Consider the following 25,381-nt stretch of genomic DNA (forward strand, 5'->3'; position numbering starts at 1 on the left):
ATAGATGCTTGGTTGTTATATACACAAAGATTCGAAGTTATGGACCAAGAAACCTTGATACAAAAGTGGATTTTAGAGGACCTTTCGGTTGAGGAAAGCAAAGCTTTTGACGCTCTGGAAGATGCACCTTTTTATAAAGGTATCATTGATGATGCAGCCCAATTCAAGGCGTCCAATTTCTCTAAAATAGATGACTTTGAAACATTTAAGGCGCGGTTGATTACACCAGACCCTAAAGTGAGAAAACTTCAATGGATTAAACCCATGCTGCGCATTGCCAGTGTGGCCGTGATTCTTTTTGGACTTTCCTATTTCTTTTTGTTCAGTAACCCGACAGAGGTGCAGACACTGGCAGCTCAAAAAACTACTATAGAACTACCAGATGCTTCTCAGGTAGTACTCAATGTCCTCTCTGAAATTAGTTATGATGAAAACAAATGGGACACACAAAGGGAAATTAAGCTGGAAGGGGAGGCCTTTTTTGATGTGGCCAAAGGCGCGAAGTTCGATGTAGTCACTTCAAAAGGTACAGTAAGTGTTCTAGGTACAGAGTTTAATGTAAAACAACGAGGTTCTTTTTTCGAGGTTGCCTGTTTTGAAGGTACTGTCCAAGTCGTTACTAATGGACATACCCAAATACTCCAAGCGGGGGATAACTTCAAATTGTTTAATGGTGACATGGCTACAGGGAAAAATAGCTTTGACGAGCCACAATGGACAAAAAACACGAGTTATTTTCAACGCACTCCCATTTTTGAGGTATTTGCTGAATTGGAAAGACAGTACAATGTGAATATAACATTTGAAACTGTTGATGCAGACCAACTATTTACTGGCGGTTTTGTCCATAATGATTTTGAAACGGCTCTTAAGGCCATTAGTGAACCTCTTGATCTAAACTATGAAATACTAAAGCCTGGCGCTGTACGTTTTAGTAAACGTGATTAAGAGACAACTACTTGTTCTAGTTTGTATTGTATCACTTCATAGCATAAATACCACCGCCCAGACAGAGACTAACCAACCTCTGACCACTATTTTAGAAACGTTGCAAGAACGTTTTGGGGTACAATTCAATTATGCCTCGAAGTTGGTGGATGATGTGAATATTGCCTCACCAGATACCTCATTGAATCTTCAGGAGTCCATTGCATACTTAAATAAACAGAGTGGCCTTAGCTTTGTTTTTGTATCCGATAAGACCGTTTCCATCAAAAGAAAGAAATTGCGCATCTGTGGTCATCTAAAGGACAAGGATACGGACGAAATACTTCCTTATGTAGCCCTGCAAAAAGGCTCAGAAGGTATTATTGCGGATGATCAAGGGTATTTTGAGATTGATGGACTAAAAGAAGATGATATTATACAAATCAGGCACATTGGCTATAAACCCTTGAAAAGGGAAGTGCGCTATTTTAACACGTCTGAATGCATCACTTTGTACTTGGTTCCCTATCAGGAAAAGCTTGCGGAAGTTACTGTCTATGATTATTTGGTAAGAGGAATTGATAAGCTTGACAATGGAACGGTTGAGCTGGACTTTGATAGGTTCAGTATACTCCCCGGACTTGTTGAGGACGATGTATTGTTTTCCGTACAAGCGCTACCAGGTATACAAAGTATTGATGAAACCGTCTCCAATATCAACATTAGAGGGGGCAGCCATGACCAAAATCTAATTACTTGGGATGGAATAAAAATGTACCAATCCGGACACTTTTTTGGCCTGATTTCCATGTATAACCCTCACATTACCCAAAAAGTACAGCTTCGGAAAAATGGAAGTAGCGCTGCCATGACCGACGGTGTTTCGGGAACCATTGCTATGAAGACCGATGAGTACCTTAATACAGGCTTAAAAGGCAGTATAGGGATAAACCTTATTGATGCCAATGGTTCTTTAGATGCGCCATTGGGGAAAAAGGCCTCTTTGCAGGTCGCCGCACGAAAGTCTATCAGCGATTTTGTGGAAACACCAACCTATTCACAGTATTTTGATCGTATTTCCCAGGATACGGAAATTGAGCAGAATACAACAGAAGTGACCAATTCGGACATAGCCTTTGATTTTTACGATGCTTCATTCCGCCTCTTATATCAACCTACGGAAAAGGACCATCTTAGAATCAATTTTATCCATACAGCCAACGAGGTAGTCTTTAACGAGGTGGCACAAATATCAGGAGCAGAGCAAGCAAGAGAAAGCAATTTGGAACAAACTACGATAGCTGCGGGAATCAACCATCAGCGCAGCTGGACCGAAAAGTTAAGAACACAAATCGAGATTTATAATACGGATTATGCGTTAAAAGCAAAAAACGCCAATATCCTGCTGGACCAGCGTTTTCTTCAGGAAAACAAAGTTTCGGAAACAGGCATCAGATTGAAGGCCCTGAATGTGCTAACCCCCAGGATGAAATGGACAAGCGGATATCATTTCGTAGAGACTAAAGTTACCAATCTAGATGATGTGGACGACCCTCGTTTTCTTCGTTTGGAGGGTGAAGTTCTGCGTGTTCATGCCATTTTTACAGAATTGGGGCTTTCTTCCAAAAACTCAGCCACACAGTTGACGGCAGGAGTTCGCTTTAATTATCTTGATGATTTTAAAAAACAAATTTGGGAACCCCGATTTAGTTTTAGCCATTCCTTCTGGGAGCATTTCAACCTTGAAGTATTGGGGGAATTCAAACATCAGAGTACTTCACAGATAATCAACTTCCAAAACGACTTTCTGGGCATAGAAAAACGAAGGTGGCAACTTTCCAATAACGAATCCATTCCGGTCATTACAAGCAAACAAGGTTCTTTTGGCCTTAGTTTCAATAAAAAGGGTTGGTTGGTAAATGCGGTTTCTTTTTATAAAAATGTGGATGGAATTACAACACAAAGCCAAGGTTTCCAAGATAGGTATGAGTTTGTAAAAACATCGGGGTCCTATGATGCATTAGGCCTTGACCTTTTGCTGCGCAAACAACTGAGAAAAAATAGTATATGGCTTAGCTATTCTTACCTAGACAGTAAATACTTTTTTAACCAACTGCCTGAGACCAGTTTCCCAAGCAATTTTGACATTACACATGCCATGACTCTGGGTGCCAATTACAGTATCAAGAAACTGCTTATTGCTACTGGATTAAACTGGCGTACTGGAAGACCTGTGACAAGACCAATCCTTGGTAATCAGATTGTGGACGGAGAAATCAATTATGACCTCACCAATGGTGAACGATTAGATGATTACCTACGATTAGATGTTTCCAGTAAATATGAATTCAATTGGGGAGAAAACAAAACTGTTCAATTAGGGATGGCTATATGGAATGTACTTGACCAAGACAATACGATAAACAGCTTTTACCGACCCAATATGTTGGGAGAGGCACAACAATTTGAGCAAAGTTCTCTTGGGATTACCCCCAATGCTTCGGTAAGGGTGATTTTTTAAGGTCTAGCATTCAAATCATAGAAAACCAAAGAACAAATTGAATCACAAAAAAAATCACAATGGCTATGACTTCTTTGTTGTAAACGTCAAACATTTTTTGGATTTTTTTGTTTTCTTCAATTCTTGAGATGTCGGTAGATAGGGACTTTTTCATCACTTTTTGCAGTTTAGTTACACACATATAACAACTGACATATGAAAACTCCTGAAAAGAGTTCATCTTTTAAAGCTATTGTAAGGCATTGACAGGGTTAAAAACAGAATTTTTAAGCACAAGGTTGTTTAGTCCGTGATTGATGAATGATCGATAAATGTGCCAATTGAAAATTCTAAGAAGAAAACGCTTTGAATCTGGCGGTAAATGTTGTGCGCAAAAAACAAAAAGGCTTTCAAGAAATTGAAAGCCTTTTTTGTAGCGAGAGGGGGACTTGAACCCCCGACCTCAGGGTTATGAATCCTGCGCTCTAACCACCTGAGCTACCTCGCCATGGTTCAATAAAGCGGGTGCAAATATAGAGTTTAATTTTTCCCGAATCAAAAAACAATATTAATTTATTATTTGATATTTATTTTTATATCTTACCCAATTATATCTAGTGTTGAAAGGAAAAATCAAGCATAAGAATGAGCGATAAAATAAAATTTGAAATAGAATTCGTCATACAGGCTTCCCCGCAATTACTTTACCAATACATTTCCACGCCTTCTGGCCTATCTGAGTGGTATGCGGACAATGTAAATTCGCGGAGTGAGCTTTTTACGTTTATATGGGACGGTACGGAGGAAAATGCTAAAATGCTAAAACGCAAAAGTGATGAATTTGTAAAATTTTCATGGGAAGAAAATGAAGACGACAGTTTCTTTGAAATGAAAATTATAGTGGACGAGATAACAAAAGATGTTTCTCTTTTCATCACCGATTTTGCCGAAGAAGATGAAGTGGACGAAGCTAAAATGCTCTGGGAAAACCAAGTTTCAGATTTAAAGCAGGTACTTGGCTCCAAATAGGCAAAAAAAGAATTGTAACGTATCTTTGGTCCCTCTTTAAAAAGGGACTTTTTTTATGGTCAATCATAACGGATTTTTTTTTGCTGCAGACGAACCCATTTTTACTCATGGCAACAGAGGTTACAAATACGGAGATGGGGTATTTGAAACACTTCGTGTGGTCAATGGGGATATTTTCTTTTGGGAAGACCATTATTTCCGTTTAATGGCCTCCATGCGTATGTTACGTATGGAGATTCCCATGAACTTTACGTTGGAGCATTTACAACAAGAAATTCTGGCGACCGTTCAAAAGAACACCTTTGAAAATAATTCTGCCAGGGTACGGTTCACTGTTGCACGGAACGAGGGAGGACTGTATACTCCTGAGAACAATACCATTTCTTATACAATTGAAGTAAACCCTTTGAGTTCTCCATTTTATACGTTACTGGATGAATCTTACGAAGTAGAATTGTTTAAGGACTTCTTTGTAAACAAGGATTTGCTTTCTCAGTTAAAAACCACAAACAAGTTGTTGAATGTTTTGGCCGGGGTTTATGCCAAAGAGAATGGATATGACAATTGCATCTTGTTGAACACGGACAAACAAGTAATTGAGGCGGTAAATGGAAATGTTTTCCTGGTCCATGGAAATATCATAAAAACCGCTCCCCTGGAGGATGGGTGTTTAAATGGTATTGTTCGTAAGAAAATCATAGAAATTGTTGAGTCAAGCGAAGAGTTTGAGTTATCAGAAATTTCAATTTCTCCATTCGAACTTCAAAAGGCCGACGAATTTTTCATCACCAATAGTATAAGCGGAATAATACCTATCACTCAGTATAGAAAAAAAACCTATACAAATACAATAGCTAAAAATCTGTTGGGAAAACTAAATGCTAAGGCTAGACTAGAGGTAACTAGTTAAGTGTGGGGTTTTCTGGCGCATTGGACCAAATTAAGTAATCGCCACCTAGTTCTACCATCTTTTCTTTCCAAAAAGCACCAGAGGGCTTCTCAAGAATTGAACTTTGATATTCGTTCTGCAGCACAACCCACGAATTTGAGTGTAATTCTTCATCTAACTGACAAGAAGCCCAGCCCGAATACCCTAAGAAGAATCGTATATCCTGTTCGGAAATAGTTTTGTTATTGATAAGTTCCACCGTCTTTTCAAAATCTCCACCCCAAAAAATACCATCAGAGATTTCAATACTGTTATCTATCAAATGGGGAACCTTGTGTATAAAATAGAGATTGTCCTGTTCAACAGGCCCTCCATTAAAAACTTGAAAAGGGATAGTAATTTCCGAGATAAGGTCACAAATGTTGTAGTCCAAGGGTTTGTTCAAGATAAAACCAACAGAACCCTCTTGGTTGTGCTCTGCCAACAAAACGACTGAACGGTTAAAAGAAACATCCCCTGTTAGGGAAGGCTCTGCAATCAACAATTTTCCTTTTGTAGGCTTATTAAAATCCATTACAACAAGTTCTCGCTTTTAAATGTAATATTTTCTTGGTAATAACAAAAATCGATGCATACCAAAAAAAAAGCACTTCTTTTCAGAAGTGCTTTGTATATTTTAAAATAAATTGATTAGTTCACGGCCGAGCTCAATTCTGCTCCTGCTTTAAATTTCACTACATTCTTAGCAGCAATTTTGATAGTTTGTCCAGTTTGTGGATTTCTACCGTCTCTTGCTTTTCTGTGATCAACAGACCAAGAACCAAAACCTACCAAAGAAACTCGGTTTCCTTTTTTAAGTGATCCCTCAACATTTCCCAAGAAAGATTCCAATGCCTTTTTAGCTGCTGCTTTAGTGATGCCTGCATCAGCTGCCATAGCATCGATTAATTCTGTTTTGTTCATAACGGAAATAAATTAATTGTTGTTAAAATAAGTTTAATGCTGAACAAATTTATACGGATTTGCTATCCACGCAAGTAAAACCAAGGGAATTCAGGGTTTTTGTTGATAACTTCAAACGTTTGTTGATAAAGTCGAAGCAAAATCCATGTTTTCCGAAGCCAGTAATGGTAAGGCCTCAGCGCATTTTGGCATTTTCTCCAACTTGAAGGCCTCGTAGTGTATCGGCTGTTTTCATCCTTTTTTTACCTGGAAGTTGGATTTCCAGCAATGAAATAATCCCATCTCCGACTACCACTTTTAAAGAGTCTTTTGTTGTGATAACTTCTCCTATTTTATATGATGCATTGGCTGGTTCGATAACGCTCCTAAATACCTTTAGTATCATAGGATTTTCATCCCCGTCTTTGCGAAAGTTGGTCCATGCACCAGGATAAGGACTCAATCCTCTAATATGATTATGGATTTGTTCCACGGGCAGACTCCAATCTATCTTACAGGTTTCCTTATGAATTTTGGGTGCTGATTTCAGAACGGTACTTTGCTCTTGTGGAATGGTTCTCACATCATCACTGGCAATCATTTTACAGGTTTTCACTACCAGTTTTCCACCAATCTGCATCAACCGGTCGTGAAGACTTCCGGCACTTTCATTCTGTTCAATCTGTATCTTGTCTTGTAGGATAATGTGTCCTGTATCAATTTTATCATCAATAAAAAAAGTTGTGACCCCAGTTTCTGTTTCCCCATTGATAATGGCCCAATTAATGGGAGCTGCACCACGATATTGGGGCAGGAGGGAAGCATGCAAATTAAATGTTCCATACTCGGGCATCTGCCAAACCACCCTGGGCAACATCCTAAAAGCCACTACCACTTGTAGATTTGCCTTAAGTTGCCTTAACTCTTCAATAAATTGCTCGTCTTTAAGATTAGTTGGCTGCAATACCTTTAAGTTATTGGCCACGGCAAATTGTTTAACAGCAGATTCTTGAAGTTTTCTTCCACGACCAGCAGGACGGTCTGGAGCCGTGATAACCCCAACTATATTGAAACCTGACTCCAACAAATGCTTTAGACTTTCTACAGCGAATTCGGGAGTTCCCATAAAGACTATTTTCAACGATTTATTTTGTTGCAAGGCGGTACTTATTTTTTTGGTTCAATACAATCAGTTCTTCTTCAAGTAAGTGTCTTAAAATCTTCAAAACTTCCTTCTCATCCAAATCTATTCGTGCCACTAGCTCTCTTGAGGTTAACGATTTGTTTTTAAGGGCATCAAGGATTCTGTTTTTGAGAATCAAAGGAAGGGGTCTTTTTATTTTGGGTACAAATATCGCATTTACCACAATTCTTGTTCGCTACTTCACCAAAATACTTTAGTAAAAACCGGTTTCTGCATGTATGTGAGTTTTCAATGAAATCCAACATGGACTCCAGGTTGTTCCTTTTAATTTGATGTAAGGATTTTATTTTTTTTGAAAATGAATTTATAGTAAGGTCATCTTCCCTTGGAGCTAGAAAACTGATTTCAAAGTCACCTTCGTTGGATTTGTAGGCAATTACTCCATCTTTTTGCAACTGCTTTAGCATGGTGTGCAAAACGGATTCCTGTAAGCCTGTTTTTTTGACTAAGAGTGAAATGTCAACCTTAGTTTCAAATTCCAATATACCTCCATAAGTGCGCAACATGGTTTGGATAAGGGATTGATAGCTTGCATGACTGTCTAAATAAGAAAAAATGTGTTGTTTCTTAGATTCAAATTGAATGGTTGTGCGTTGTTTGAAATTTTCAGACAGCGAAATAATGGAATTTTGGTCCAGAATTTTAAGTCCTTGATACGTCAGGTTTGAATTGATGTCGTACTGCTTACAGAATTTTGCGAAAGGAAAGGGGTAGGTTTCCAAAGGCAGCTCTCCGTATGAAATCTGAAAGAAATTGTTCAAGTTTCGATATAGTCTTTTCAAAAAAGCGGAATCCGGTAGGGATTCTAAAAACTGTTGTTTCGCCAACCCTTTATCCGCTTCATTAGTAAGTAAAAATGCTTTTGAGGACAAGCCATCCCGACCAGCTCTACCCACCTCTTGAAAATAGCTTTCTAGACTATCGGGTATTTGGTAATGAACAACGGTTCGTACATCTGGCTTATCAACCCCCATTCCAAAGGCGTTTGTGGCAACCATGATTTGTACATCATTGTTTAACCATTGCTTCAAACGGGTTTCCTTTTCCATTCTAGATAATCCTCCGTGAAAAAAGGAGGCTTTAAGTCCATTTTGCAGAAGAAAATCGCTAATCTGTATTGACATTTTTCGAGACCTAACATAGACTATGGCACTGGAAGAGCTCTTGGTAAGAATATGTTTTAATCGAAATCGTTTGTCTTCTCTATGTTCCACAAAGAGCCCGATATTCTCTCTTGAGAAAGAATCCTTAAAGATTTTGGCTTGGTTCAACGTTAAGTTTTCGACTATATCTTTAACCACTTTAGGAGTAGCCGTGGCCGTCAAAGCTATTAGAGGTGCTTTGGGGGCCAAATCCCTCAAAATAGAACAATGCAGATACGCGGGCCTAAAATCATTGCCCCATTGCGATATACAATGTGCTTCATCTAATGCAATCAGGTTAACGTTCATTCCTTTGATGCGCTCTTGAATCAAAGGTTGTTGCAAGCGCTCTGGAGATAAATACAAAAACTTATAGTTTCCATAAAGGCAATTGTCCATAAGGTTGTTGACTTCTTCAAAAGAAATTCCACCGGTAAGCGCAACAGCTTTTATTCCTTTTTTTTTCAGCTCCTCAACTTGATTTTGAATAAGGGCAACCAGTGGGGATACCACAATGCAAATCCCATCCACCACCATTGCTGGAACTTGATAACAAATAGACTTGCCGCCACCAGTGGGCATTAATGCCAAAGTATCCGTTCTTTCAAGAACGTTATTTATGATGGTTGCTTGTGAACCCCTGAAATCTTGATGCCCCCAAAAGGTATTTAGAATGGTTTTCGCCTTATCAAGCATATTTAAGAATTGAGCTTTTTTAGAATGAAATCTATTCGCTCGGAAACTGGTTTTTTGGGGACTAACATAGGGTTGTAACCAAATCCAGTATAGGTATTTCGTAAGGCATCATCTATTTTTTGAGCCTCTTCATAGCTTTCTAATCGTTCATTGTCCGAAACATATATTTCTTGCCAAGGCGGCAACAAAAAGATATGGTCGTAAGGATTCTGCTCACAAGTATTTGTGAACTCTTTGTTATAGGACTGATTAAAGAAATCCATGTAAGCTAAAACATCAGGAATACCCCTGTCAAAAAAAATAATGGGTTCGCTAAAGCTTAACGATTTCTTATAGTGTTCGGCTCTACCATGCAACAAGTCTTTGTTGAATTGCAGAGCGTCATCTACAAAAACTAGCGGATTGGAGGTAAAAGAGTCTGTTTTTCCCTCTTTCTTTGCTTTGGAGGTCATATCTCGGATAATCTCATGGAAACATGGGTATCCCAATTGTTCCAAACCAGTAATTATTGAAGTTTTTCCGGTTCCAGGTGCTCCTGTGATGACTACTTTCTTACTTTTCAAAAGTTGCAGTTTTGGCGAGCAAATTACGGAAAACGGCATGAGGAAAAAAATTGTTGAGTAAGCCATATCTTTGTAAAAAATATGGGGATGGACCAGAACGAATCTGATGAATTTTATGGAAGACTCAAAGAGCAATTGTTGGAAAACTCTAAGTGGCCTTCCAGCTATTTATACAAATTTATAGTTCCTACAGATAATGAGAAAATAGAACAAATCAATACCATTTTTGATAATACAGGTGCGGTCATTGAATCCAAAAAATCCAAGAAGGGAACCTATACAAGTATTTCCATTACAGTGAATATGAAAGACCCAGATGAGGTTATATCTAAATACAAGGAAGTTTCATCTGTAGAGGGGGTTATATCCTTATAGGTCTTCTTTATCATAATTTTATTATTTTGCGGTCGTTATTGGTAGTACTTCCCATTCCATTAATCACTTAATATATCTTAATTTGAATTCAGTAGAACATTTAGAATACAACACGGAACGTCCTAAACTTTTCATTCCTGAATATGGTCGTCATTTCCAAAAAATGGTAGACCATGCGGTTTCCATTGAAGATCGCGAGGAAAGAAATAAGGTTGCAAAAGCTATTATTAGCGTAATGGGCAATCTACAGCCCCATCTTCGAGATGTTCCGGATTTTCAACATAAACTCTGGGACCAACTCTTTATCATGTCCGATTTTAAGCTGGATGTAGATTCTCCTTTCCCAATCACTTCCAAGGAGGTGTTACAGCAACGTCCCGAACCTTTGGGGTATCCTCAGAACCATCCTAAGTATCGCTTTTATGGCAATAACATTAAGCGAATGATTGATGTTGCCATTAAGTGGGAAACAGGGGATTTGCGAACTGGTTTAGAATATGCCATTGCCAATCACATGAAAAAATGCTACCTAAATTGGAACAAGGATAGCGTGGAGGACACGGTGATTTTTGGCCATTTAAAAGAGCTTAGCGATGGCGCAATTGATTTGGCTCCTAAAGGAGAAAGCCTTACAAATAGTGAGTTATTCTTAAAGAATAGGATTGTCAAATCACAAAGAGGTAGTGGCAGCAACAAAAAAGGACAACGTAACAGCAGGTCTAAGAAAAGATATTGATTCCGTAAGCTTATGGGTACGTTTAGGATAGAAGGCGGGCACCAGCTTTCTGGAGAGATAACTCCGCAAGGGGCAAAAAACGAAGCACTTCAAATTTTATGTGCGGTCCTTTTGTCCGATGAGAAGATTACCATTCACAATATTCCTGATATAATTGATGTCAATAAATTAATTGCCTTGCTTGAGGATTTAGGTGTAAAAATCCAAAAAAAAGGAAAAGGCTCTTATACTTTCAAAGCTGATGACATTAATTTGGACTATCTGCAATCTGACCAATTTAAACAAGATGGTAGAGGCCTTAGGGGCTCCATAATGTTGGTGGGCCCACTTTTGGGAAGGTTTGGCAAGGGGTATATTCCCAAACCTGGTGGTGATAAAATTGGAAGAAGACGCTTAGATACCCATTTTGAAGGTTTTATTAAGCTAGGTGCTAAGTTTCGATACAATAGGGAAGAATATTTTTACGGAGTGGAAGCTGAAAAGCTTACAGGTACTTACATGCTACTTGATGAAGCTTCTGTTACCGGAACGGCAAATATTGTAATGGCTGCCGTACTGGCTGAAGGAACTACCACCATTTATAATGCAGCTTGTGAGCCCTACCTTCAGCAGCTTTGTAAGATGTTGAACAGGATGGGCGCCAAGATATCCGGTGTAGGTTCCAATTTACTTACCATTGAAGGTGTTGAATCTTTAGGGGGAACGGAACACACCATGCTACCTGATATGATTGAGATTGGAAGCTGGATTGGATTGGCTGCGATGACACGTAGTGAGCTCACTATTAAGAATGTGAGTTGGGACGATTTAGGACAAATTCCCAATGCCTTTCAAAAATTGGGGATTAAACTAGAGCGCAGAGATGATGATATTTATATCCCAAAGCATGAAAATGGATATGAAATCCAGAATTATATAGACGGTTCTATTCTCACAATAGCGGATGCTCCATGGCCGGGATTAACACCTGATTTGTTGAGCATTTTACTGGTAGTGGCCATTCAGTCTAAAGGAGAGGTTGTTATACACCAAAAAATGTTTGAAAGCCGTCTGTTCTTTGTAGACAAGTTGATTGACATGGGCGCGAAAATCATTTTATGTGACCCTCACCGTGCTACCGTAATTGGACACAATTTCAAGTCTACGCTAAAGTCAACAACCATGGTCTCTCCAGATATACGTGCTGGGATTTCTCTTCTCATTGCTGCGCTTTCAGCCAAGGGAACTTCTACTATTCACAATATAGAGCAAATTGACAGAGGCTACGAAGATATAGACACCCGTTTAAGAGCAATAGGAGCAAATATAGTAAGGGTCTAGAGCTTAGGTATGACTTAATTGTGTTGGGTTGAAAAGTATATCCTTCACGTTTGCAAAGAAGGGTATGGCCAGCGTACTAGGTTTCATAAATGCGTCCGACTTCTCAAAAAAGTTATCTATCTGTTTTAATTTCAAATGGGCCGAAGTTCCATTAAGCCCATAATCGTGGAACGCCATACTCCATTCGTCAAAAAGCCTTATGGAAGACCTTTCCTCACAGATGATTTCCATAGTATGATGACGAGCATCTTTCCTAATTCTTGTGAATAGTCTTTCAACCTGTTTTTCTTCTCCTTCCAAGAGCTGTAAAAACTTATTGTTGTGGTAGAGTAAGCATCCTGTAATATTGTGTCTTGAATTAAAAAGGCGTGCATCACTCAACATTTTGTAGATGTCAGATAGTTGAAAATTATCAACCGCCACTGAACGATAAACCAGCGAATGCATTGTAATATATTGGTATAGGTTATCTCAAATATACTTTTTTGTTGAAGTTTTTCAAACTAAATCCGTTGAAAATGGCTGTTTTGGATGAACAAAAAAGTGAAAATTCAGATTAATTTGCAGATTTTTTTAAATTTTCACGTGAATCAAAAAGTAGCTTTTAATAGAATTTAAGGGGTTGTACGATTTATGGTCAAACCACTTTTTTGATGTTGACCCTATCTTCAACTTGGAGATGTTTTGGAATTAGTATGGTAACTTTCGTACCTGTTTTATCCTTGCCATTGTAATTTTTCACAGTAACTAACTGTTCATTCGAAACTCTCTTTAAAGCATCAATGCGTTTGGCGGTAATGGACATTCCTCTGGAGGGGCCGTCCGATTTTTGGTTTTCAGCATTGCTTGAGTGTATTCCAACACCATTGTCTTCAACAATACATTCTATATACTGCTCTAGGTTATTGAATGTAATGGTGAGTTGTTTGGAACCTTTCTTTGGCATCAACCCATGAACAATGGCATTTTCTACATAGGGTTGTACCAATAGTAGCGGTATTTCGTGCTCTTCAACATCTAAATTATCATCAACAATAATTTTAAAGCTAAACGCATTATCAAAGCGAAGTGATTCCAATTCAAGATAAATTTTAAGCAATTCAATTTCTTCTTTTAGGAATAGATTTAAGTTGACAGAACTTTCCAAAACTTGGCGCAAGAGTTTGGAGAATTTGGTGAGATATTTTAAAGAATCGGTTTTATCACTTGAATTAAGTATTAGATGTTGTATTGAGTTCAGGGAATTAAAAATAAAATGGGGGTTCATCTGTGCCCGTAGCATACGTTTTTCAAGTTCAGCATTAATTTTTTCTATGGTTTGGTTCTGATTAGAAATCAATTCATTTTTTTCCTGAAAAATTTTATTAGATTTTTTCTTATCGGAATAGAGGAAATAGAACAGCCCAGCAGATAGTAAAAACAAAACTGCGATTACTAAAAGATAACCGAATCGTTTGTTATTTAAAGACATTTGGGTATTTAGAAGTTCCAACTGCAACTCACTTTCTTTGATTTCTTTATCTTTTAGGTATACCTCATGTTGTATTTGAAGGTTTTGTATTTCTTTTACCTTAGTCTCATTTAAAAGACTATCCTTGTAGTCCATTGTCTTGATCAAATGGTATAGCGCTTGTGATAAATTACCACTGGCTTCGTGTATTTCATATGCAATTTTATGGCCTTCTTTCTTGAGCTGAAAGCCAGATTTTTCCAATAATTCAAGATTCAGTTTTGAATAGCCCAATGCTTCTTTGTAACGTTTTTGCTGCAACATCAGGTCAGCCATGTTGTGGTATATTGTTGGAACAAGTTGTTTTAACGATAGCTGTTGTGCAAGTTGCAGAGCTTTTTCTAGGTACTCATGGGCAAGATTCCACTTTTCCAGTTTGATATAACAATTGCCAATATTTGAATAGGTGGCTGCTAAACCAATGTTGTTTTCTTGCTCTACGTCATCTTCTGCAGCCTTCAAATACCTGTTTAGGGCACTTTCGTAGTCTTTATTGTCATAATCAGTAAGAGCTAGATTGTTTAGTATTGTGTTTTCCAAATCTTTTCTATCACTATCAGAACCTTTATGTACTTGCAGTGCTTTTTCGTAGCTTTTAATTGCCTTGTTTTGCTCTCCCATAAGATCATAGAGAACACCTAAATTTGAATATGCCGAGGACACATCATATGATAGATTTAAGGAATCAACAAGTCGTATACTTTTTAAATAATAGTCCTTACTAGTTGGATAATCTCCAATGCGTCGGTACACGATGCCCAGGCCATTGTACACCATCTTCATCCGTTGATAATCCTTTTGTTGAATGGAAAGGTCTAGACATTGTCTTAAATAATCCATCGATTTTGGATAGTCTCCTGTTATTCCATGGGTTTGCCCTAAATCATATAAGGCTTTAATTACACCAAGCTTGAAACCAATTTCTCTGGATTTTTCTAAACTTTGCAACCCATAATCCACTGCCTTTTCTTTATCTATGAATCTGTAACCGTTTCCAATCCTTCTTAATGTGTTTACTTGGGTAGTATCATTAGCGGTTGGCAACACAGCCTTAAGACTGTCCAATTTTTGTGTTTGGGCAAAAGAATTGGTAGCGACTAGCAGTATGGAATAAATGCAGACTTTTAAAACAGTATGTTTTGCCATCACTAACCCATTTTAATCAGAATATAAGGAAAACCTAGGGTAAAACTATGGGTTTTCCGTAAAACACATATCATGTTTACAAGAACACAAGGAAATCTTTGGTTATACCTGACTGACAACAAATAGCTTTTAGCATCATTAATCTTTATCAATTAGTTTTCCATCTGGATATAAAGCAAATCTACCTTTTTCTTTTTCATGCACGTTATCTGGATAAGGCCATGGCCAACCTCCAAATTGAGTAAGACGATATTCGTCCATGGCATTTTGAATCTCCTCTTCTGTATTCATTACAAATGGGCCATATTTGGCAACAGGTTCATCAATAGGTTTTCCCTGAAGCAATAGAAGATGTGCTTTTTCTTTTCCCACTTTAATAGTAACCTCTTTGGAGGGGTCCAAAGCAATTCCAAAATTTGGATTTATTTTCTTCTCTCCAATATGTATTTCATTCCCTTCGTAAAAATAAAGAGTTCGTGTAACCAGTGTTTTTGAACTTGGCAAGACATATTCGGAATCTGCATCAACATGGATATTCCAAATGGCCACTTCATTTTCATTTTTTGAAGCCCAAGAGTTGGGAGCGGGGTCATTGGCAGTTGTTCCTTTGTAATTTCCTGAAATAACCTTGATTACGGCATACTTTTCTTTAATGATAGGAATATCCTCATGCCACAGCATCTTAAAATGAGGTTCTACAAACTTGTCCTTCTTTGGCAAGTTGAGCCATATTTGGAACAGTTCCAATGGATTATCAGTGTCTTCATTCAAAAGAGGAAACATTTCGGAGTGTTGTACCCCCCTTCCGGCGGTCATCCATTGTACATCTCCATTGCCAAAACGGCCGGCAGCTCCCAAAGAATCGGAATGGTCACAAAACCCTTTGTTAACTATTGTGATGGTTTCAAAACCTCTATGCGGATGATAAGGGAAGCCAGGGATAGTATTCCCATGATACATTCGCCATCCATCTTTGATGGTAAAATCATTTCCTATGTTACGACCCTCAAGAAGTTTGGGATTTGGCCCCATGTTTTCCTCACCTTTTGGATAATGATCTAAATGATAAACACAAAACAAAAAAGGGTCTTGTGTTTGCCAGGGAAAGCCTAATGGAAATGTTTGAAGAACTGCATTGGACATAGTAAAGAGTTTTATTAAAAATAACGATAAATAGTATCTATTTCAGCGTTCATGAAAACACATGTTCCCAAAAAGTGTTAAGAAAATGTATGGAATGTTGATAGTAAACGTCCTAATTATCATCCTATATAAAGTCTATGAAAAAAATCCTCCTATTTTTCTTATTGGTAACTTCAGTCACGTTTTCTCAAAGTACTATAGACAGTTTAGGTTTTTCTGGCTTAAAACGAACTAAAGAACGTTTTCTTAGAAGATTGGTAAAGGTAAGGCCCGATAGCGCTTTTGATACCTTGAAAATCAATACGGATATAGAACGATTGAAGCGGTTGCCTGGGATTGCCAATGCTTCATATTCAATAGAAGAAAAGGATGGGAAAACAATTGTCAACTACGAGATCGTGGAGAATTTTACCATTATTCCAGGTTTGCGCATCTCTACGGCCAATAATGGTGATTTTGCTTTTAGACTCTCAGTTTTTGAGTTTAATTTTTTGGGAAACAACCAATTGATTGGAGGGTTTTATGCGAGAGACGTATTTGATTCTTATGGCTTCTTTTACGAACATCCTTTTTTATTCAGTGATAAACTAGGTGTAGGCTTTAGCTATCAAGACCAAACAACCCAAGAACCCGTGTTTTTTGAGGACGGCACCAAAGACTATCGATTTAATAGCAGGTCCTTCGAAGGAAATCTTATTTTTTCTTTTGATTTCAACAACGAAGCAGAGATAGGAGCAAGTTTAATATCAGAATCCTATGATTTTATTGGCGAAGACCCTGTTCCGGGTGGACCATTTTCTCTGGAGGCGGATAGATTGGCCTATAGGGCTTTCTACCGGCATATTAATGTAGATATTGATTACCAGTATATAGATGGAATCAACAATGAGTTTACCGCGCAATACTTCACCTTTTTAGATGGTGATACTGAAGCGGAGACGTTTCTTGGAGACTTTCTATCATTGCGAAATGATTTTATCTACTATAAAAAAGTAAAAGATAAAGGGAATTGGGCCTCAAGATTACGGCTGGCAGCTGCCTTTGGAAACGAGGATTCACCTTTTGCCCCTTTTACATTGGATAACCAGTTAAACATACGGGGAGTGGGGAATACTGTGGATAGGGGAACCGTTGCTATAGTACTGAACACAGAATATCGCCATACGTTCTATGAAAAGGGATGGTTCGCCTTTCAAGGGAATGCCTTTCTAGATGCAGGAACTTGGAGAAACCCAGGGGAAAGCTTTTCTGAACTTTTCTCAGGAAATAACCTGAGAGTGTTTCCTGGTATTGGGGTGCGATTTATTCACAAGAGAATTTTCAATGCCGTTTTTAGATTGGATTATGGTCTGGGTGTATCGGAAGATGGCACCAACGGTATTGTTTTTGGTATCGGGCAGTACTTTTAGTGTTCGGCATCATTTATTTCAATCCAGTACCCTTCCGGGTCCTGAATGTAGATTTGCTTGACTCCGTCTTTACGGTTCGTGACTGAATTCACATTTCCCGGCCAATCGTAAAAAGTAATCCCTTTCTCCATTAGTTTTTCAATAAAACTTTCCAAGTCTTTTGCAGCTAAGCATAGATGAATACTTTTATCCTTCTTGAATTCAATGACATCTTTTTTAATCAAATGTAATTGAGAATTTCCATACATCTTGAACCACCGGAATCCGGGTTTGCGTTCGGGATGGGGGATTTCCTCAAAACCAAATACATCCATATAAAAGTCACCGGTTTTCATCAAATTGGTAACTACCAACGATTGATGGTCGAACTGAAAAGGCTCAGGGCTAACGCTATGGCCCGTAAATTGAGTAGCAAGGAAAACTTGCTTCCATTGCCCATCTTCATACGCGCCAACTTTGAAGTTATACGTATTGGAATCGACATATTCCCATAAATCAGTCACTATAGATTCTCCATAAGAATACGTATAGTACAAATCCTTTCCTTGCTCTTTTACTGTTCCTTTTGTTACACCCCCGAACACATCAAATTCCCAAAACTCAATCGTTTTTCTTTCAGGATTGTATTTTCGAATTCCATGGTTTCGATTACCAAATATTGTCTGCTCTTTGTCAGTATAACCCCTGGATTTTGCAATAATCAAGGCATTGTTCAATCCATATTCAAAAGTGATTTCCTGCTTGAATTTTGAACCATCGCCCCAATTCCCTTCAGCTTTCCAGATTTTTCCAATAAGTCCATCAAAAATGGAAAGGTTGTTTTCTTGCCCATGCATACTAAAAACCATGCAAAAAATGCATAGCATACCATACTTCTTCATGAATTTCTAATTGAGCTTGTTATTTATTGGTTTTAAGATGGACTATTCGCTCCCAATTGGAGGTGGTCCATCAATCATGGCTTCATACTTTTCATCTCCTTTTCTTGTTTTGAATTCTTCCTTAACCTTAGTTACAAGTTTTGGATTTTCAAACAAGTTGGCCATGGTCATGGCCATAGCTTTTGAAGCATAGACCATTCCTTTGTGCCCAATGCTCATTCCGCCACAAGCCACAACCGCCCAAGAGTGCCATGGAGTTCCCTGGGGAGCAGTGGTTACCCGTAAATTAATGTTTGGGACATTCCAACTTACATCCCCAACATCTGTGGAACCACCTCCTGGATTTTTTTCTGTTTCACGAAGCGGTTCAATTTTGCTGTGTAGACCAATCTCTGGTTTTCCCGTGGCTTTCTGGATGCCTTTACCAAATACAATTTCTTCTTCTGTATATGTTATTGGACCTAAAAGCTCTAAGTTCTTTTGCATGATTTCTCCCCCAGAGCGATTGACAAGGGTTTCATATATTCCAGACACCAAAGAAATCTTATAGTCTACGTTAGCCATAATAGCCGCTCCCTCTGCCATCTTTTTAACTTGTTCATATGTAGGAAGCATTACGTTTCTTTTCGGGTCTCTAACGCGCACCCAAATTTTAGAGTAATCTGGAACCACGTTAACCACTTGGCCGCCATCTTGAATATGATAGTGGATACGGGAGGTAGGCTTAATATGTTCCCTGTAGTAATTTATGCCTGTTGTGTAGAGTTCCAAAGCATCCGAAGCACTGCGTCCGTTCCATGGGTCCGAGGAAGCATGGGCGGCTTGACCATAAAACTCCACAATAAAATCGATTAGGGATAGGCCGCTTTGAACATCTGCTTCAGTTTTGGAACTAGGATGCCAACTAACGTTTACATCTACATCGTCCCATAGTCCAGCATCCACCATCCAAACTTTGGCGAAGTATTTTTCTTCCGCAGGAGTACCCAAAAACTTAACGGTCCCCTTGAGCTTTCCTGCTTCAATCTGTTCCTTTATGGCGATGGCCGCACCTAAACTGGCCGCACCGAATAAATTATGTCCGCAACCATGCCCTGGCGCCCCTACGTCGATAGGGTTCTTTGTAGGCTCAGTTTTTTGGGAAAGTCCTGGCAGGGCATCAAATTCGCCTAAAACACTGATTACAGGTTGTCCTGAGCCATATGTTGCCGTAAAAGCTGTAGGAATGTTAGCCACACCGCGTGTAACTTTTAAACCATTCTTTTCAGCGTAGGCAGCCAACACTTCAGAAGATTTAGATTCGTTGAATGCTGTTTCTGCGTATCCCCAAATGGAGTCACTTATTTTAATTAGATTCTCCTTATGCGCTTCCACAGAAGCAATTATGGCTTTTTTGTTGGAACTTAATTTTTGTCCTTGGACGGTTAGGATTGTCAAAAAACAAAACAAAAGAAGTGTAAACTTTTTCATGGATAGTGAGTTGAAGTTAGCTATGCATTTGGTGTACAATGACGGATATTATACACCAGAATATCTAAAAATAGTAAAAATGTATTATCCCAGTGCTGTTTTGTACGTACTCAAACAACGTTCCCGTGCCATTTTGTGATCAACCATCTTAGCTGGGTATGTAAGTTCTTGCAATTCAGGAACCCAAGTATTAATGTAGTCTTTTTGCTTATCAAATTTGTCTACTTGAGTCATAGGATTAAAAATTCTGAAGTAGGGGGCGGCATCTACACCACTTCCAGATGCCCATTGCCAATTTCCCACATTGCTAGCTTGCTCATAATCCAAAAGTTTTTCGGCGAAATAGGCCTCACCCCATCTCCAATCGATAAGGAGGTGTTTGCACAAAAAACTGGCGACCAACATTCGTACACGGTTGTGCATGTAGCCCGTTGCATTTAATTCACGCATTCCTGCATCTACCAATGCGTATCCAGTCTTGCCCTTTTTCCAAAGCTCAAATTCAGCCTTATTGTTTCTCCATTCAATTCGGTCATATTTCGGTTTGAAAGCCTTGTTGACCGTATGTGGAAAATGCCACAGAATTTGCATGAAGAACTCTCTCCAAATCAGTTCATGCCAAAACACTTCGTTCTCCTCCGCAATGGCTTTCTTGACCATTTTACGAATGGAAACTGTGCCAAACCTAAGATGAGGTCCAAGTCGGGATGTACCTTGCTCAATAGCGGGAAAATTTCGTGTGGCTTCGTAATTGTTGATGAGTTTAGGTGTTACAAGATAATCTGGAACTTTAATGGTTGAAGGTGCGAAGCCCATATCCTTCAAGCTAGGATTTGGAAGGTTTTTGAGCTTCACCAGATTTTCATAATTTGATGTATGGTCTACCAAATGAATCGAGGCGTTGAATGTCTCTTTCCATCGATTTTTGTACCGTGTGTAGACCACATATGGTTTCCCATCGTCCTTAACTACTTGATTCTTTTCAAAAATGACATGGTCTTTAAAAGTCTTAAAGAAAATTCCATTATCATCTAAAAGTGCTTTGATTTTAGAATCCCTACTAATTGCATAAGGTTCAAAATCATGGTTTGTGAAAACCGCGCTTATGTTGAAAGCATGTAAGAGTTTTTCGAAAACTTTTAGGGGTTTGCCATGATAAATGGCAATATCACTTTGGTATTTTTGATTAAGTTCTTTCTTTATTTTTTGAAGCTGTCCATGTATAAATGAAACTCTTGCATCCTCCCTGGGCAGCTCATCTAAAATATCTGTGTCAAAAATAAAAATGGGCAAAACCTCATTTTCGGATTGAAGGGCTTGGTATAACCCAACATTGTCATCCAAACGAAGGTCTCTCCTGAACCAAAATAGGGACAGTTTTTTTTCCATTAATTGACATTTAAGGAAGACATGCCACCATCAATCTGAATAATTTGACCCGAAATCCAACTATTCTCCGGATTTAACAAGAAGGTTACCATATTGGCTATGTCATTTACGTTGCCCACTCTTTTAAGAGGGTGTCGAGCGGCCATCATTTCCTTCTTCTTATCGTTGTTTAGAAGTCTTTTGGCCAAAGGCGTGTCCACCAAGGAGGGAGCAATAACATTTACTCTAATTTTCGGAGCATTTTCAGCAGCAAGGGACTTTGCAAAACCTTCTATAGCGCCTTTTGCTGAAGAAACGCTGGTGTGGAAAGGCATTCCCGTATTGACGGCAACTGTGCTGAAAAAGACCATACTTGAACCTTCTGACATTTTAGGAAGAACGGATTTTACTGCGTTCACCAATGCAAAGAAATTAAGTTCCATATCTTGACGGAAAGCATCAAGTGTTAGCATTTTTAGAGGCTTCAAATTGATTGAACCGGGACAAAAAACAAAACCGTCAATGGTATCCGGCAAGGATGCTTCAGCTAGATCATCTGTTAATACATCAAAAAGGATGTGACGGATATTCTGTTCAGTGATGTTTTCGTTGGTACGGGAAGCGACATATACATTATGCGCTTCGGACATTTGTTTTGCCACTTCATATCCTATACCATAAGAACCACCTACAAGGAGTATATTTTTTTTCATTTTATATCGCTTTGAGTTCAAGAGTTGATGTTTCGCCTTCCACGGTGCCGAAGAGTTCGGTAAGCTTTTTTTCCCTGTACGTGAATATTTTATGCAACTCTTTCTTTACTAAAATGGGATGCATCAATTGTCCCAGAATACCAAAAGGAAGTTTGTAATCCACAACATCCAACATTTCAACACCATTTTCCTGTTCTTTCAAAAAGTGCTTATGATGCCATAATGCATAGGGTCCAAAACGTTGTTCATCCACAAAATAATTACCTGGGGACACATGTGTAATTTCTGTTACCCATTTTACAGAGTAAAACGGAAATGGTTTTACAATGTATTGTATGAGTTGTCCTGGGAACATTGCAGTGTCCGCTCCATCTAAAATATGGAATCCCATATGCTCGGGTGTAATCACCTTAAGATTTCCAGGATTGGATAGAAAATCCCATGCTTCTTGTTTAGAAATGGGAAGAACCTGTCTTGACCGCAATTGGTATAGCTGCATACATTTTTTTTACAAAGATAAATCTATTTTGTTTAAAGAAAAATTAAAATAATTAAACAAAATTAACATCTATGAATGCCGTATGTTTTTTACATTCTTTTGAATGTACTTCTCTAATCGTTTCCTCGAAAACCTAGCTTCCTTTTAAGGGTTTATTAACAAACCCAACTTAGCATTATATTTAGCTTTGTTCCACTAACAAAATCTAAAACACTTTCAAATGAAAAAATTAGTTGTTTTCATGTTTGCATTGACGCTTTGTCTATCGGCAGAAGCACAATTGCAGACACCTCAACCCAGCCCTTCCTCAAAACTTACCCAGACGGTCGGTTTAACCGAAGTCGCTGTTGAATATGCTCGACCTTCCATGCGCGGAAGAGCAGTATTTGGAAATCTTGTTCCTTATGATAAGCTATGGAGAACAGGTGCCAACAAGAATACCGTTGTAAGTTTCAGTGACGATGTTACTGTGGATGGACAAACTCTTAAAGCTGGTGATTATGCCATCTTCACGAAACCAGGAAAAACTTCTTGGGAAGTACTATTTTATTCGGATACCAACAACTGGGGTACACCTCGTGAATGGGATGAATCTAAAGTAGCGGCCAAAACCACTGCAGAGGTATTTCCAATTGAGTTTCCGATAGAAACCTTTACCATTACCATCGATGACCTTCATAACAATGGAGCCACTTTAGGATTGATGTGGGAGAAGGCTTATGTAGGTGTGAAATTTGAAGTCCCTACTGCTAAAAAGGCTGATGAGAGTATTACTAAAGTAATGGCTGGACCAAGTGCCAACGAATTGTATGCTGCGGCTTCCTACTATTATGAGGAAGGAAAGGATTTGAACAAAGCCAAGGAATGGATAGATAAAGCCGTTTCTATGAATGATAAGGCTTATTGGGTAATGAGAAGACAATCTTTGATTTATGCCAAGCTAGGTGACAAAAAAGGTGCTGTTGAAGCGGCTAAAAAGTCATTGGCGGCTGCAGAGACAGCAGGCAACCAAGATTACGTAAAATTGAACAAAGACTCACTTAAAGAGTGGGGGGCGCTGTAAGCTGAAAAATCTGAATTTGAAGAAGAGGCCCACCTTTAGGTGGGTTTTTTTATGTCTTTATTGGAGGTTTTCGTAGGTATCCGTCAAACGTCTCCATGAGTAAAGCCAAAACGATAACCAATAAGCACCCAAAGGCATTAAGCCATAGATAGGACATCCAATCAAAATACCAGCCCACAATAACAATAACCTGTGTTACAATCGCAGCAATAAAGACTGAGTCTCCTTTTACATACTTGAAGAAAAATGCCAAAAGGAAAATACCTAATACATTTCCATAGAAGATAGAACCAATAATGTTGACCAGTTGTATCAGGTTATCAAAAAGATTGGCGACACATGCAATCAGTATGGCCACTATTCCCCAAAGTAAAGTAAAGCCTTTGGTTGCTTTAAGATAGTGCTGTTCGTCCTTCTGTTTTTTCTGATTTCTTTTATAAAGGTCAAGTGCTGTTATGGTGCCAAGCGCATTAAGTTCTGAAGCGGTAGAGGACATAGCGGCAGATAGAATTACGGCTAATAACAAGCCGATTAGACCATTGGGTAAATTGGTTAGAATGAAATGGATGAAAACATAATCCTTGTCATTGGTTTCTACCGAAGTATCTGCTTGTGCAATTAAATCCCTAGCGGCTTCACGATTAGCACGTTCTTGCTGATTGATTTTTTGAATGTTTTGCTCCGCTTGAATGATGGTGTTGTATTCCTTTAGTTGCAAAGCAGCAGAAAAATCCTCTTGCGCCATTCTTTTTTCTTGTTCAAGTGCAAGGTGACTTTCTTCCAAAGCTCTATATTTTTCACCTTGTTCGGAATCTAAAACGGCTTCAGTAGCGGCAGGGTTAAAGTTGAGGGGAGAGGCATTATATTGATAGAACACAAAAACCATTACACCAACCAACAGAATAAAAAACTGCATAGGAATCTTGAAGACCCCATTAAAAATGAGTCCCAATTGACTCTCACGAACAGATTCACCTGAAAGATACCGTTGCACTTGACTCTGGTCAGTCCCAAAATAGGCTAGAGCAAGAAAGAATCCACCCGTAATTCCACTCCAAAAGGTATATCTGTTCTGGGTATCAAAACTAAAATCCAATATTTGAAGCTTATTGTTGGCTCCGGCAATTTTTAAAGCCTCACCAAAAGAGACACCTGTTGGTAGTGAACCTAGTATAAAGAAAAACGCAAAGAACATGCCCACCATTATAATGAACATTTGCTGTTTTTGGGTAACACTGACTGCTTTAGTACCTCCAGAAACGGTATAGGCAATCACCAAGATTCCTATGATAATATTCAAGGTTCTCAGGTCCCAACCCAAAACGGCCGATAAAATAATGGATGGGGCAAAAATGGTTATTCCAGCAGCAAGACCACGTTGAATCAAAAACAAAATAGCGGTTAGCGTACGTGTTTTTAAATCAAATCTACCTTCCAACATTTCATATGCGGTAAAAACCTTCAGTTTTCTATAAATAGGAATGAAGACCATACAGATGAATATCATTGCCAAAGGCAGTCCAAAATAAAATTGAACAAAACCTAATCCATCATGAAAAGCTTGTCCGGGTGTTGATAAAAATGTTATGGCACTTGCCTGCGTAGCCATTACCGAAAGCCCTATGGTCCACCATTTGGCATCATGGCCTCCTAAAACGTAGTCGTCAACATTTTTACTGCCTTTGGTTTTCCATACACCGTATGCTACTATAAAGAGCAGTGCACTGCCCAGAACAATCCAATCCAGTATACCCATTTGGTGGTTAATTGTTAAATGCCATGATAAAATAGAAAATGGAGATGTAGAGTACGTTCAATACAATTACCAGGGTGTACTCTCTTTTCCAACGAAATTC

24 protein-coding genes and 1 tRNA gene are annotated in these 25,381 nt (G+C 38.6%); 9 read left to right on the forward strand and 16 right to left on the reverse strand.

Annotated elements, in window-relative coordinates:
* Positions 1–39 precede the first annotated feature (39 nt).
* On the forward strand, positions 40–948 hold the full coding sequence (locus tag ACOKFD_RS01910; protein ID WP_422859707.1) for a FecR family protein: 909 nt from the start codon (positions 40–42) through the stop codon (positions 946–948).
* Positions 941–3,448, forward strand: coding sequence for a TonB-dependent receptor (locus ACOKFD_RS01915; RefSeq protein WP_422859708.1), 2,508 nt, complete (start codon positions 941–943; stop codon positions 3,446–3,448). The genes ACOKFD_RS01910 and ACOKFD_RS01915 overlap by 8 nt, the downstream gene beginning before the upstream one ends.
* 10 nt (positions 3,449–3,458) lie before the next feature.
* On the opposite strand, the gene ACOKFD_RS01920 is transcribed toward ACOKFD_RS01915, so the two are convergent.
* A complete protein-coding gene (locus tag ACOKFD_RS01920) occupies positions 3,459–3,602 on the reverse strand; it encodes a hypothetical protein (RefSeq protein WP_158259153.1) in 144 nt (47 codons plus the stop codon).
* Between the two features lie 259 nt (positions 3,603–3,861).
* Positions 3,862–3,935, reverse strand: a tRNA-Met gene (locus ACOKFD_RS01925).
* Between the two features lie 137 nt (positions 3,936–4,072).
* Here ACOKFD_RS01925 and ACOKFD_RS01930 point away from each other — a divergent pair.
* The gene (locus tag ACOKFD_RS01930; protein ID WP_298998401.1) at positions 4,073–4,456 is read left to right on the forward strand and encodes an START-like domain-containing protein; all 384 of its coding nucleotides are present in this window, start codon (positions 4,073–4,075) and stop codon (positions 4,454–4,456) included.
* Between the two features lie 55 nt (positions 4,457–4,511).
* Entirely contained in the window at positions 4,512–5,366 is an 855-nt protein-coding gene (locus tag ACOKFD_RS01935; RefSeq protein ID WP_422859709.1) for an aminotransferase class IV, read from the forward strand.
* On the opposite strand, the gene ACOKFD_RS01940 is transcribed toward ACOKFD_RS01935, so the two are convergent.
* From ACOKFD_RS01940 to ACOKFD_RS01960, 5 genes are all read right to left on the reverse strand, one after another.
* Positions 5,359–5,919, reverse strand: a complete 561-nt coding sequence (locus ACOKFD_RS01940; protein WP_298998407.1) for a YqgE/AlgH family protein — start codon at positions 5,917–5,919, stop codon at positions 5,359–5,361. The two genes, ACOKFD_RS01935 and ACOKFD_RS01940, sit on opposite strands and share 8 nt — an antisense overlap.
* 116 nt (positions 5,920–6,035) lie before the next feature.
* On the reverse strand, positions 6,036–6,308 hold the full coding sequence (locus ACOKFD_RS01945; protein ID WP_106146913.1) for an HU family DNA-binding protein: 273 nt from the start codon (positions 6,306–6,308) through the stop codon (positions 6,036–6,038).
* A gap of 175 nt (positions 6,309–6,483) precedes the next feature.
* A complete protein-coding gene (gene fmt / locus ACOKFD_RS01950) occupies positions 6,484–7,458 on the reverse strand; it encodes a methionyl-tRNA formyltransferase (RefSeq protein WP_422860993.1) in 975 nt (324 codons plus the stop codon).
* 125 nt (positions 7,459–7,583) lie between these two features.
* The gene (locus tag ACOKFD_RS01955) at positions 7,584–9,329 is read right to left on the reverse strand and encodes a RecQ family ATP-dependent DNA helicase (RefSeq protein ID WP_422859710.1); all 1,746 of its coding nucleotides are present in this window, start codon (positions 9,327–9,329) and stop codon (positions 7,584–7,586) included.
* 2 nt (positions 9,330–9,331) lie between these two features.
* Complete coding sequence (locus ACOKFD_RS01960; protein ID WP_298998413.1) at positions 9,332–9,892, reverse strand: ATP-binding protein; 561 nt, start codon at positions 9,890–9,892, stop codon at positions 9,332–9,334.
* An 87-nt stretch (positions 9,893–9,979) separates the two neighbouring features.
* On the opposite strand from ACOKFD_RS01960, the gene ACOKFD_RS01965 reads away from it, so the two are divergent.
* From ACOKFD_RS01965 to murA, 3 genes are all read left to right on the forward strand, one after another.
* Complete coding sequence (locus ACOKFD_RS01965; protein WP_298998415.1) at positions 9,980–10,267, forward strand: DUF493 family protein; 288 nt, start codon at positions 9,980–9,982, stop codon at positions 10,265–10,267.
* A gap of 82 nt (positions 10,268–10,349) precedes the next feature.
* A complete protein-coding gene (locus tag ACOKFD_RS01970) occupies positions 10,350–11,003 on the forward strand; it encodes a DUF4290 domain-containing protein (RefSeq protein ID WP_298998417.1) in 654 nt (217 codons plus the stop codon).
* 12 nt (positions 11,004–11,015) lie between these two features.
* A complete protein-coding gene (murA, locus tag ACOKFD_RS01975; RefSeq protein ID WP_422859711.1) occupies positions 11,016–12,323 on the forward strand; it encodes a UDP-N-acetylglucosamine 1-carboxyvinyltransferase in 1,308 nt (435 codons plus the stop codon).
* A 3-nt stretch (positions 12,324–12,326) separates the two neighbouring features.
* Here the strand turns inward: murA and ACOKFD_RS01980 are convergent, their stop codons facing one another.
* The 3 genes from ACOKFD_RS01980 to ACOKFD_RS01990 all read right to left on the reverse strand — a co-directional run bounded on the left by ACOKFD_RS01980 (position 12,327) and on the right by ACOKFD_RS01990 (position 16,122).
* Positions 12,327–12,770: a BLUF domain-containing protein gene (locus ACOKFD_RS01980; RefSeq protein WP_422859712.1), complete on the reverse strand. Its 444-nt coding sequence runs from the start codon at positions 12,768–12,770 to the stop codon at positions 12,327–12,329.
* 190 nt (positions 12,771–12,960) lie between these two features.
* Positions 12,961–14,979 (reverse strand): tetratricopeptide repeat-containing sensor histidine kinase, encoded by a 2,019-nt coding sequence (locus ACOKFD_RS01985; protein WP_422859713.1) that lies wholly within the window; start codon positions 14,977–14,979, stop codon positions 12,961–12,963.
* 138 nt (positions 14,980–15,117) lie between these two features.
* Positions 15,118–16,122 carry a pirin family protein gene (locus ACOKFD_RS01990; protein ID WP_422859714.1) on the reverse strand — a complete coding sequence of 335 codons (1,005 nt, stop codon included), beginning with the start codon at positions 16,120–16,122 and terminating at the stop codon, positions 15,118–15,120.
* 137 nt (positions 16,123–16,259) lie between these two features.
* Here ACOKFD_RS01990 and ACOKFD_RS01995 point away from each other — a divergent pair, with 137 nt between their 5' ends.
* Positions 16,260–17,531: a POTRA domain-containing protein gene (locus tag ACOKFD_RS01995; protein WP_422859715.1), complete on the forward strand. Its 1,272-nt coding sequence runs from the start codon at positions 16,260–16,262 to the stop codon at positions 17,529–17,531.
* On the opposite strand, the gene ACOKFD_RS02000 is transcribed toward ACOKFD_RS01995, so the two are convergent.
* The 5 genes from ACOKFD_RS02000 to ACOKFD_RS02020 all read right to left on the reverse strand — a co-directional run bounded on the left by ACOKFD_RS02000 (position 17,528) and on the right by ACOKFD_RS02020 (position 22,462).
* Positions 17,528–18,412, reverse strand: a complete 885-nt coding sequence (locus tag ACOKFD_RS02000; protein ID WP_422859716.1) for a VOC family protein — start codon at positions 18,410–18,412, stop codon at positions 17,528–17,530. The two genes, ACOKFD_RS01995 and ACOKFD_RS02000, sit on opposite strands and share 4 nt — an antisense overlap.
* Before the next feature lie 42 nt (positions 18,413–18,454).
* Positions 18,455–19,882, reverse strand: a complete 1,428-nt coding sequence (locus tag ACOKFD_RS02005) for an amidohydrolase (RefSeq protein ID WP_422859717.1) — start codon at positions 19,880–19,882, stop codon at positions 18,455–18,457.
* Positions 19,883–19,966: 84 nt separating this feature from the next.
* Positions 19,967–21,271 (reverse strand): cryptochrome/photolyase family protein, encoded by a 1,305-nt coding sequence (locus ACOKFD_RS02010; protein WP_422859718.1) that lies wholly within the window; start codon positions 21,269–21,271, stop codon positions 19,967–19,969.
* A complete protein-coding gene (locus ACOKFD_RS02015) occupies positions 21,271–21,963 on the reverse strand; it encodes an SDR family NAD(P)-dependent oxidoreductase (RefSeq protein WP_422859719.1) in 693 nt (230 codons plus the stop codon). Before ACOKFD_RS02015 ends, ACOKFD_RS02010 begins: the two co-directional genes overlap by 1 nt.
* A 1-nt stretch (position 21,964) precedes the next feature.
* On the reverse strand, positions 21,965–22,462 hold the full coding sequence (locus ACOKFD_RS02020) for an SRPBCC family protein (protein ID WP_422859720.1): 498 nt from the start codon (positions 22,460–22,462) through the stop codon (positions 21,965–21,967).
* A 220-nt stretch (positions 22,463–22,682) separates the two neighbouring features.
* Between ACOKFD_RS02020 and ACOKFD_RS02025 the strand changes: the two genes are divergently transcribed.
* Entirely contained in the window at positions 22,683–23,525 is an 843-nt protein-coding gene (locus ACOKFD_RS02025; RefSeq protein WP_422859721.1) for a DUF2911 domain-containing protein, read from the forward strand.
* A gap of 49 nt (positions 23,526–23,574) precedes the next feature.
* Here the strand turns inward: ACOKFD_RS02025 and ACOKFD_RS02030 are convergent, their stop codons facing one another.
* Positions 23,575–25,281, reverse strand: a complete 1,707-nt coding sequence (locus tag ACOKFD_RS02030; RefSeq protein ID WP_422859722.1) for a sodium:solute symporter — start codon at positions 25,279–25,281, stop codon at positions 23,575–23,577.
* Positions 25,282–25,381: the final 100 nt, after the last annotated feature.

This window comes from Flagellimonas ulvae (assembly GCF_049333175.1).
Classification (GTDB): Bacteria; Bacteroidota; Bacteroidia; order Flavobacteriales; family Flavobacteriaceae; genus Flagellimonas.

What these genes read in the sequence shown, in the direction of transcription:
- ACOKFD_RS01910 (WP_422859707.1), top strand. Translation starts at nt 40, where the DNA reads ATGGACCAAGAAACCTTGATACAAAAGTGGATTTTAGAGGACCTTTCG.
- ACOKFD_RS01920 (WP_158259153.1), bottom strand. Translation starts at nt 3,602, where the DNA reads ATGAAAAAGTCCCTATCTACCGACATCTCAAGAATTGAAGAAAACAAA.
- ACOKFD_RS01930 (WP_298998401.1), top strand. Translation starts at nt 4,073, where the DNA reads ATGAGCGATAAAATAAAATTTGAAATAGAATTCGTCATACAGGCTTCC.
- ACOKFD_RS01935 (WP_422859709.1), top strand. Translation starts at nt 4,512, where the DNA reads ATGGTCAATCATAACGGATTTTTTTTTGCTGCAGACGAACCCATTTTT.
- ACOKFD_RS01940 (WP_298998407.1), bottom strand. Translation starts at nt 5,919, where the DNA reads ATGGATTTTAATAAGCCTACAAAAGGAAAATTGTTGATTGCAGAGCCT.
- ACOKFD_RS01945 (WP_106146913.1), bottom strand. Translation starts at nt 6,308, where the DNA reads ATGAACAAAACAGAATTAATCGATGCTATGGCAGCTGATGCAGGCATC.
- ACOKFD_RS01955 (WP_422859710.1), bottom strand. Translation starts at nt 9,329, where the DNA reads ATGCTTGATAAGGCGAAAACCATTCTAAATACCTTTTGGGGGCATCAA.
- ACOKFD_RS01965 (WP_298998415.1), top strand. Translation starts at nt 9,980, where the DNA reads ATGGACCAGAACGAATCTGATGAATTTTATGGAAGACTCAAAGAGCAA.
- murA (WP_422859711.1), top strand. Translation starts at nt 11,016, where the DNA reads ATGGGTACGTTTAGGATAGAAGGCGGGCACCAGCTTTCTGGAGAGATA.
- ACOKFD_RS01980 (WP_422859712.1), bottom strand. Translation starts at nt 12,770, where the DNA reads ATGCATTCGCTGGTTTATCGTTCAGTGGCGGTTGATAATTTTCAACTA.
- ACOKFD_RS01985 (WP_422859713.1), bottom strand. Translation starts at nt 14,979, where the DNA reads ATGGCAAAACATACTGTTTTAAAAGTCTGCATTTATTCCATACTGCTA.
- ACOKFD_RS01990 (WP_422859714.1), bottom strand. Translation starts at nt 16,122, where the DNA reads ATGTCCAATGCAGTTCTTCAAACATTTCCATTAGGCTTTCCCTGGCAA.
- ACOKFD_RS01995 (WP_422859715.1), top strand. Translation starts at nt 16,260, where the DNA reads ATGAAAAAAATCCTCCTATTTTTCTTATTGGTAACTTCAGTCACGTTT.
- ACOKFD_RS02000 (WP_422859716.1), bottom strand. Translation starts at nt 18,412, where the DNA reads ATGAAGAAGTATGGTATGCTATGCATTTTTTGCATGGTTTTTAGTATG.
- ACOKFD_RS02005 (WP_422859717.1), bottom strand. Translation starts at nt 19,882, where the DNA reads ATGAAAAAGTTTACACTTCTTTTGTTTTGTTTTTTGACAATCCTAACC.
- ACOKFD_RS02010 (WP_422859718.1), bottom strand. Translation starts at nt 21,271, where the DNA reads ATGGAAAAAAAACTGTCCCTATTTTGGTTCAGGAGAGACCTTCGTTTG.
- ACOKFD_RS02015 (WP_422859719.1), bottom strand. Translation starts at nt 21,963, where the DNA reads ATGAAAAAAAATATACTCCTTGTAGGTGGTTCTTATGGTATAGGATAT.
- ACOKFD_RS02020 (WP_422859720.1), bottom strand. Translation starts at nt 22,462, where the DNA reads ATGCAGCTATACCAATTGCGGTCAAGACAGGTTCTTCCCATTTCTAAA.
- ACOKFD_RS02025 (WP_422859721.1), top strand. Translation starts at nt 22,683, where the DNA reads ATGAAAAAATTAGTTGTTTTCATGTTTGCATTGACGCTTTGTCTATCG.
- ACOKFD_RS02030 (WP_422859722.1), bottom strand. Translation starts at nt 25,281, where the DNA reads ATGGGTATACTGGATTGGATTGTTCTGGGCAGTGCACTGCTCTTTATA.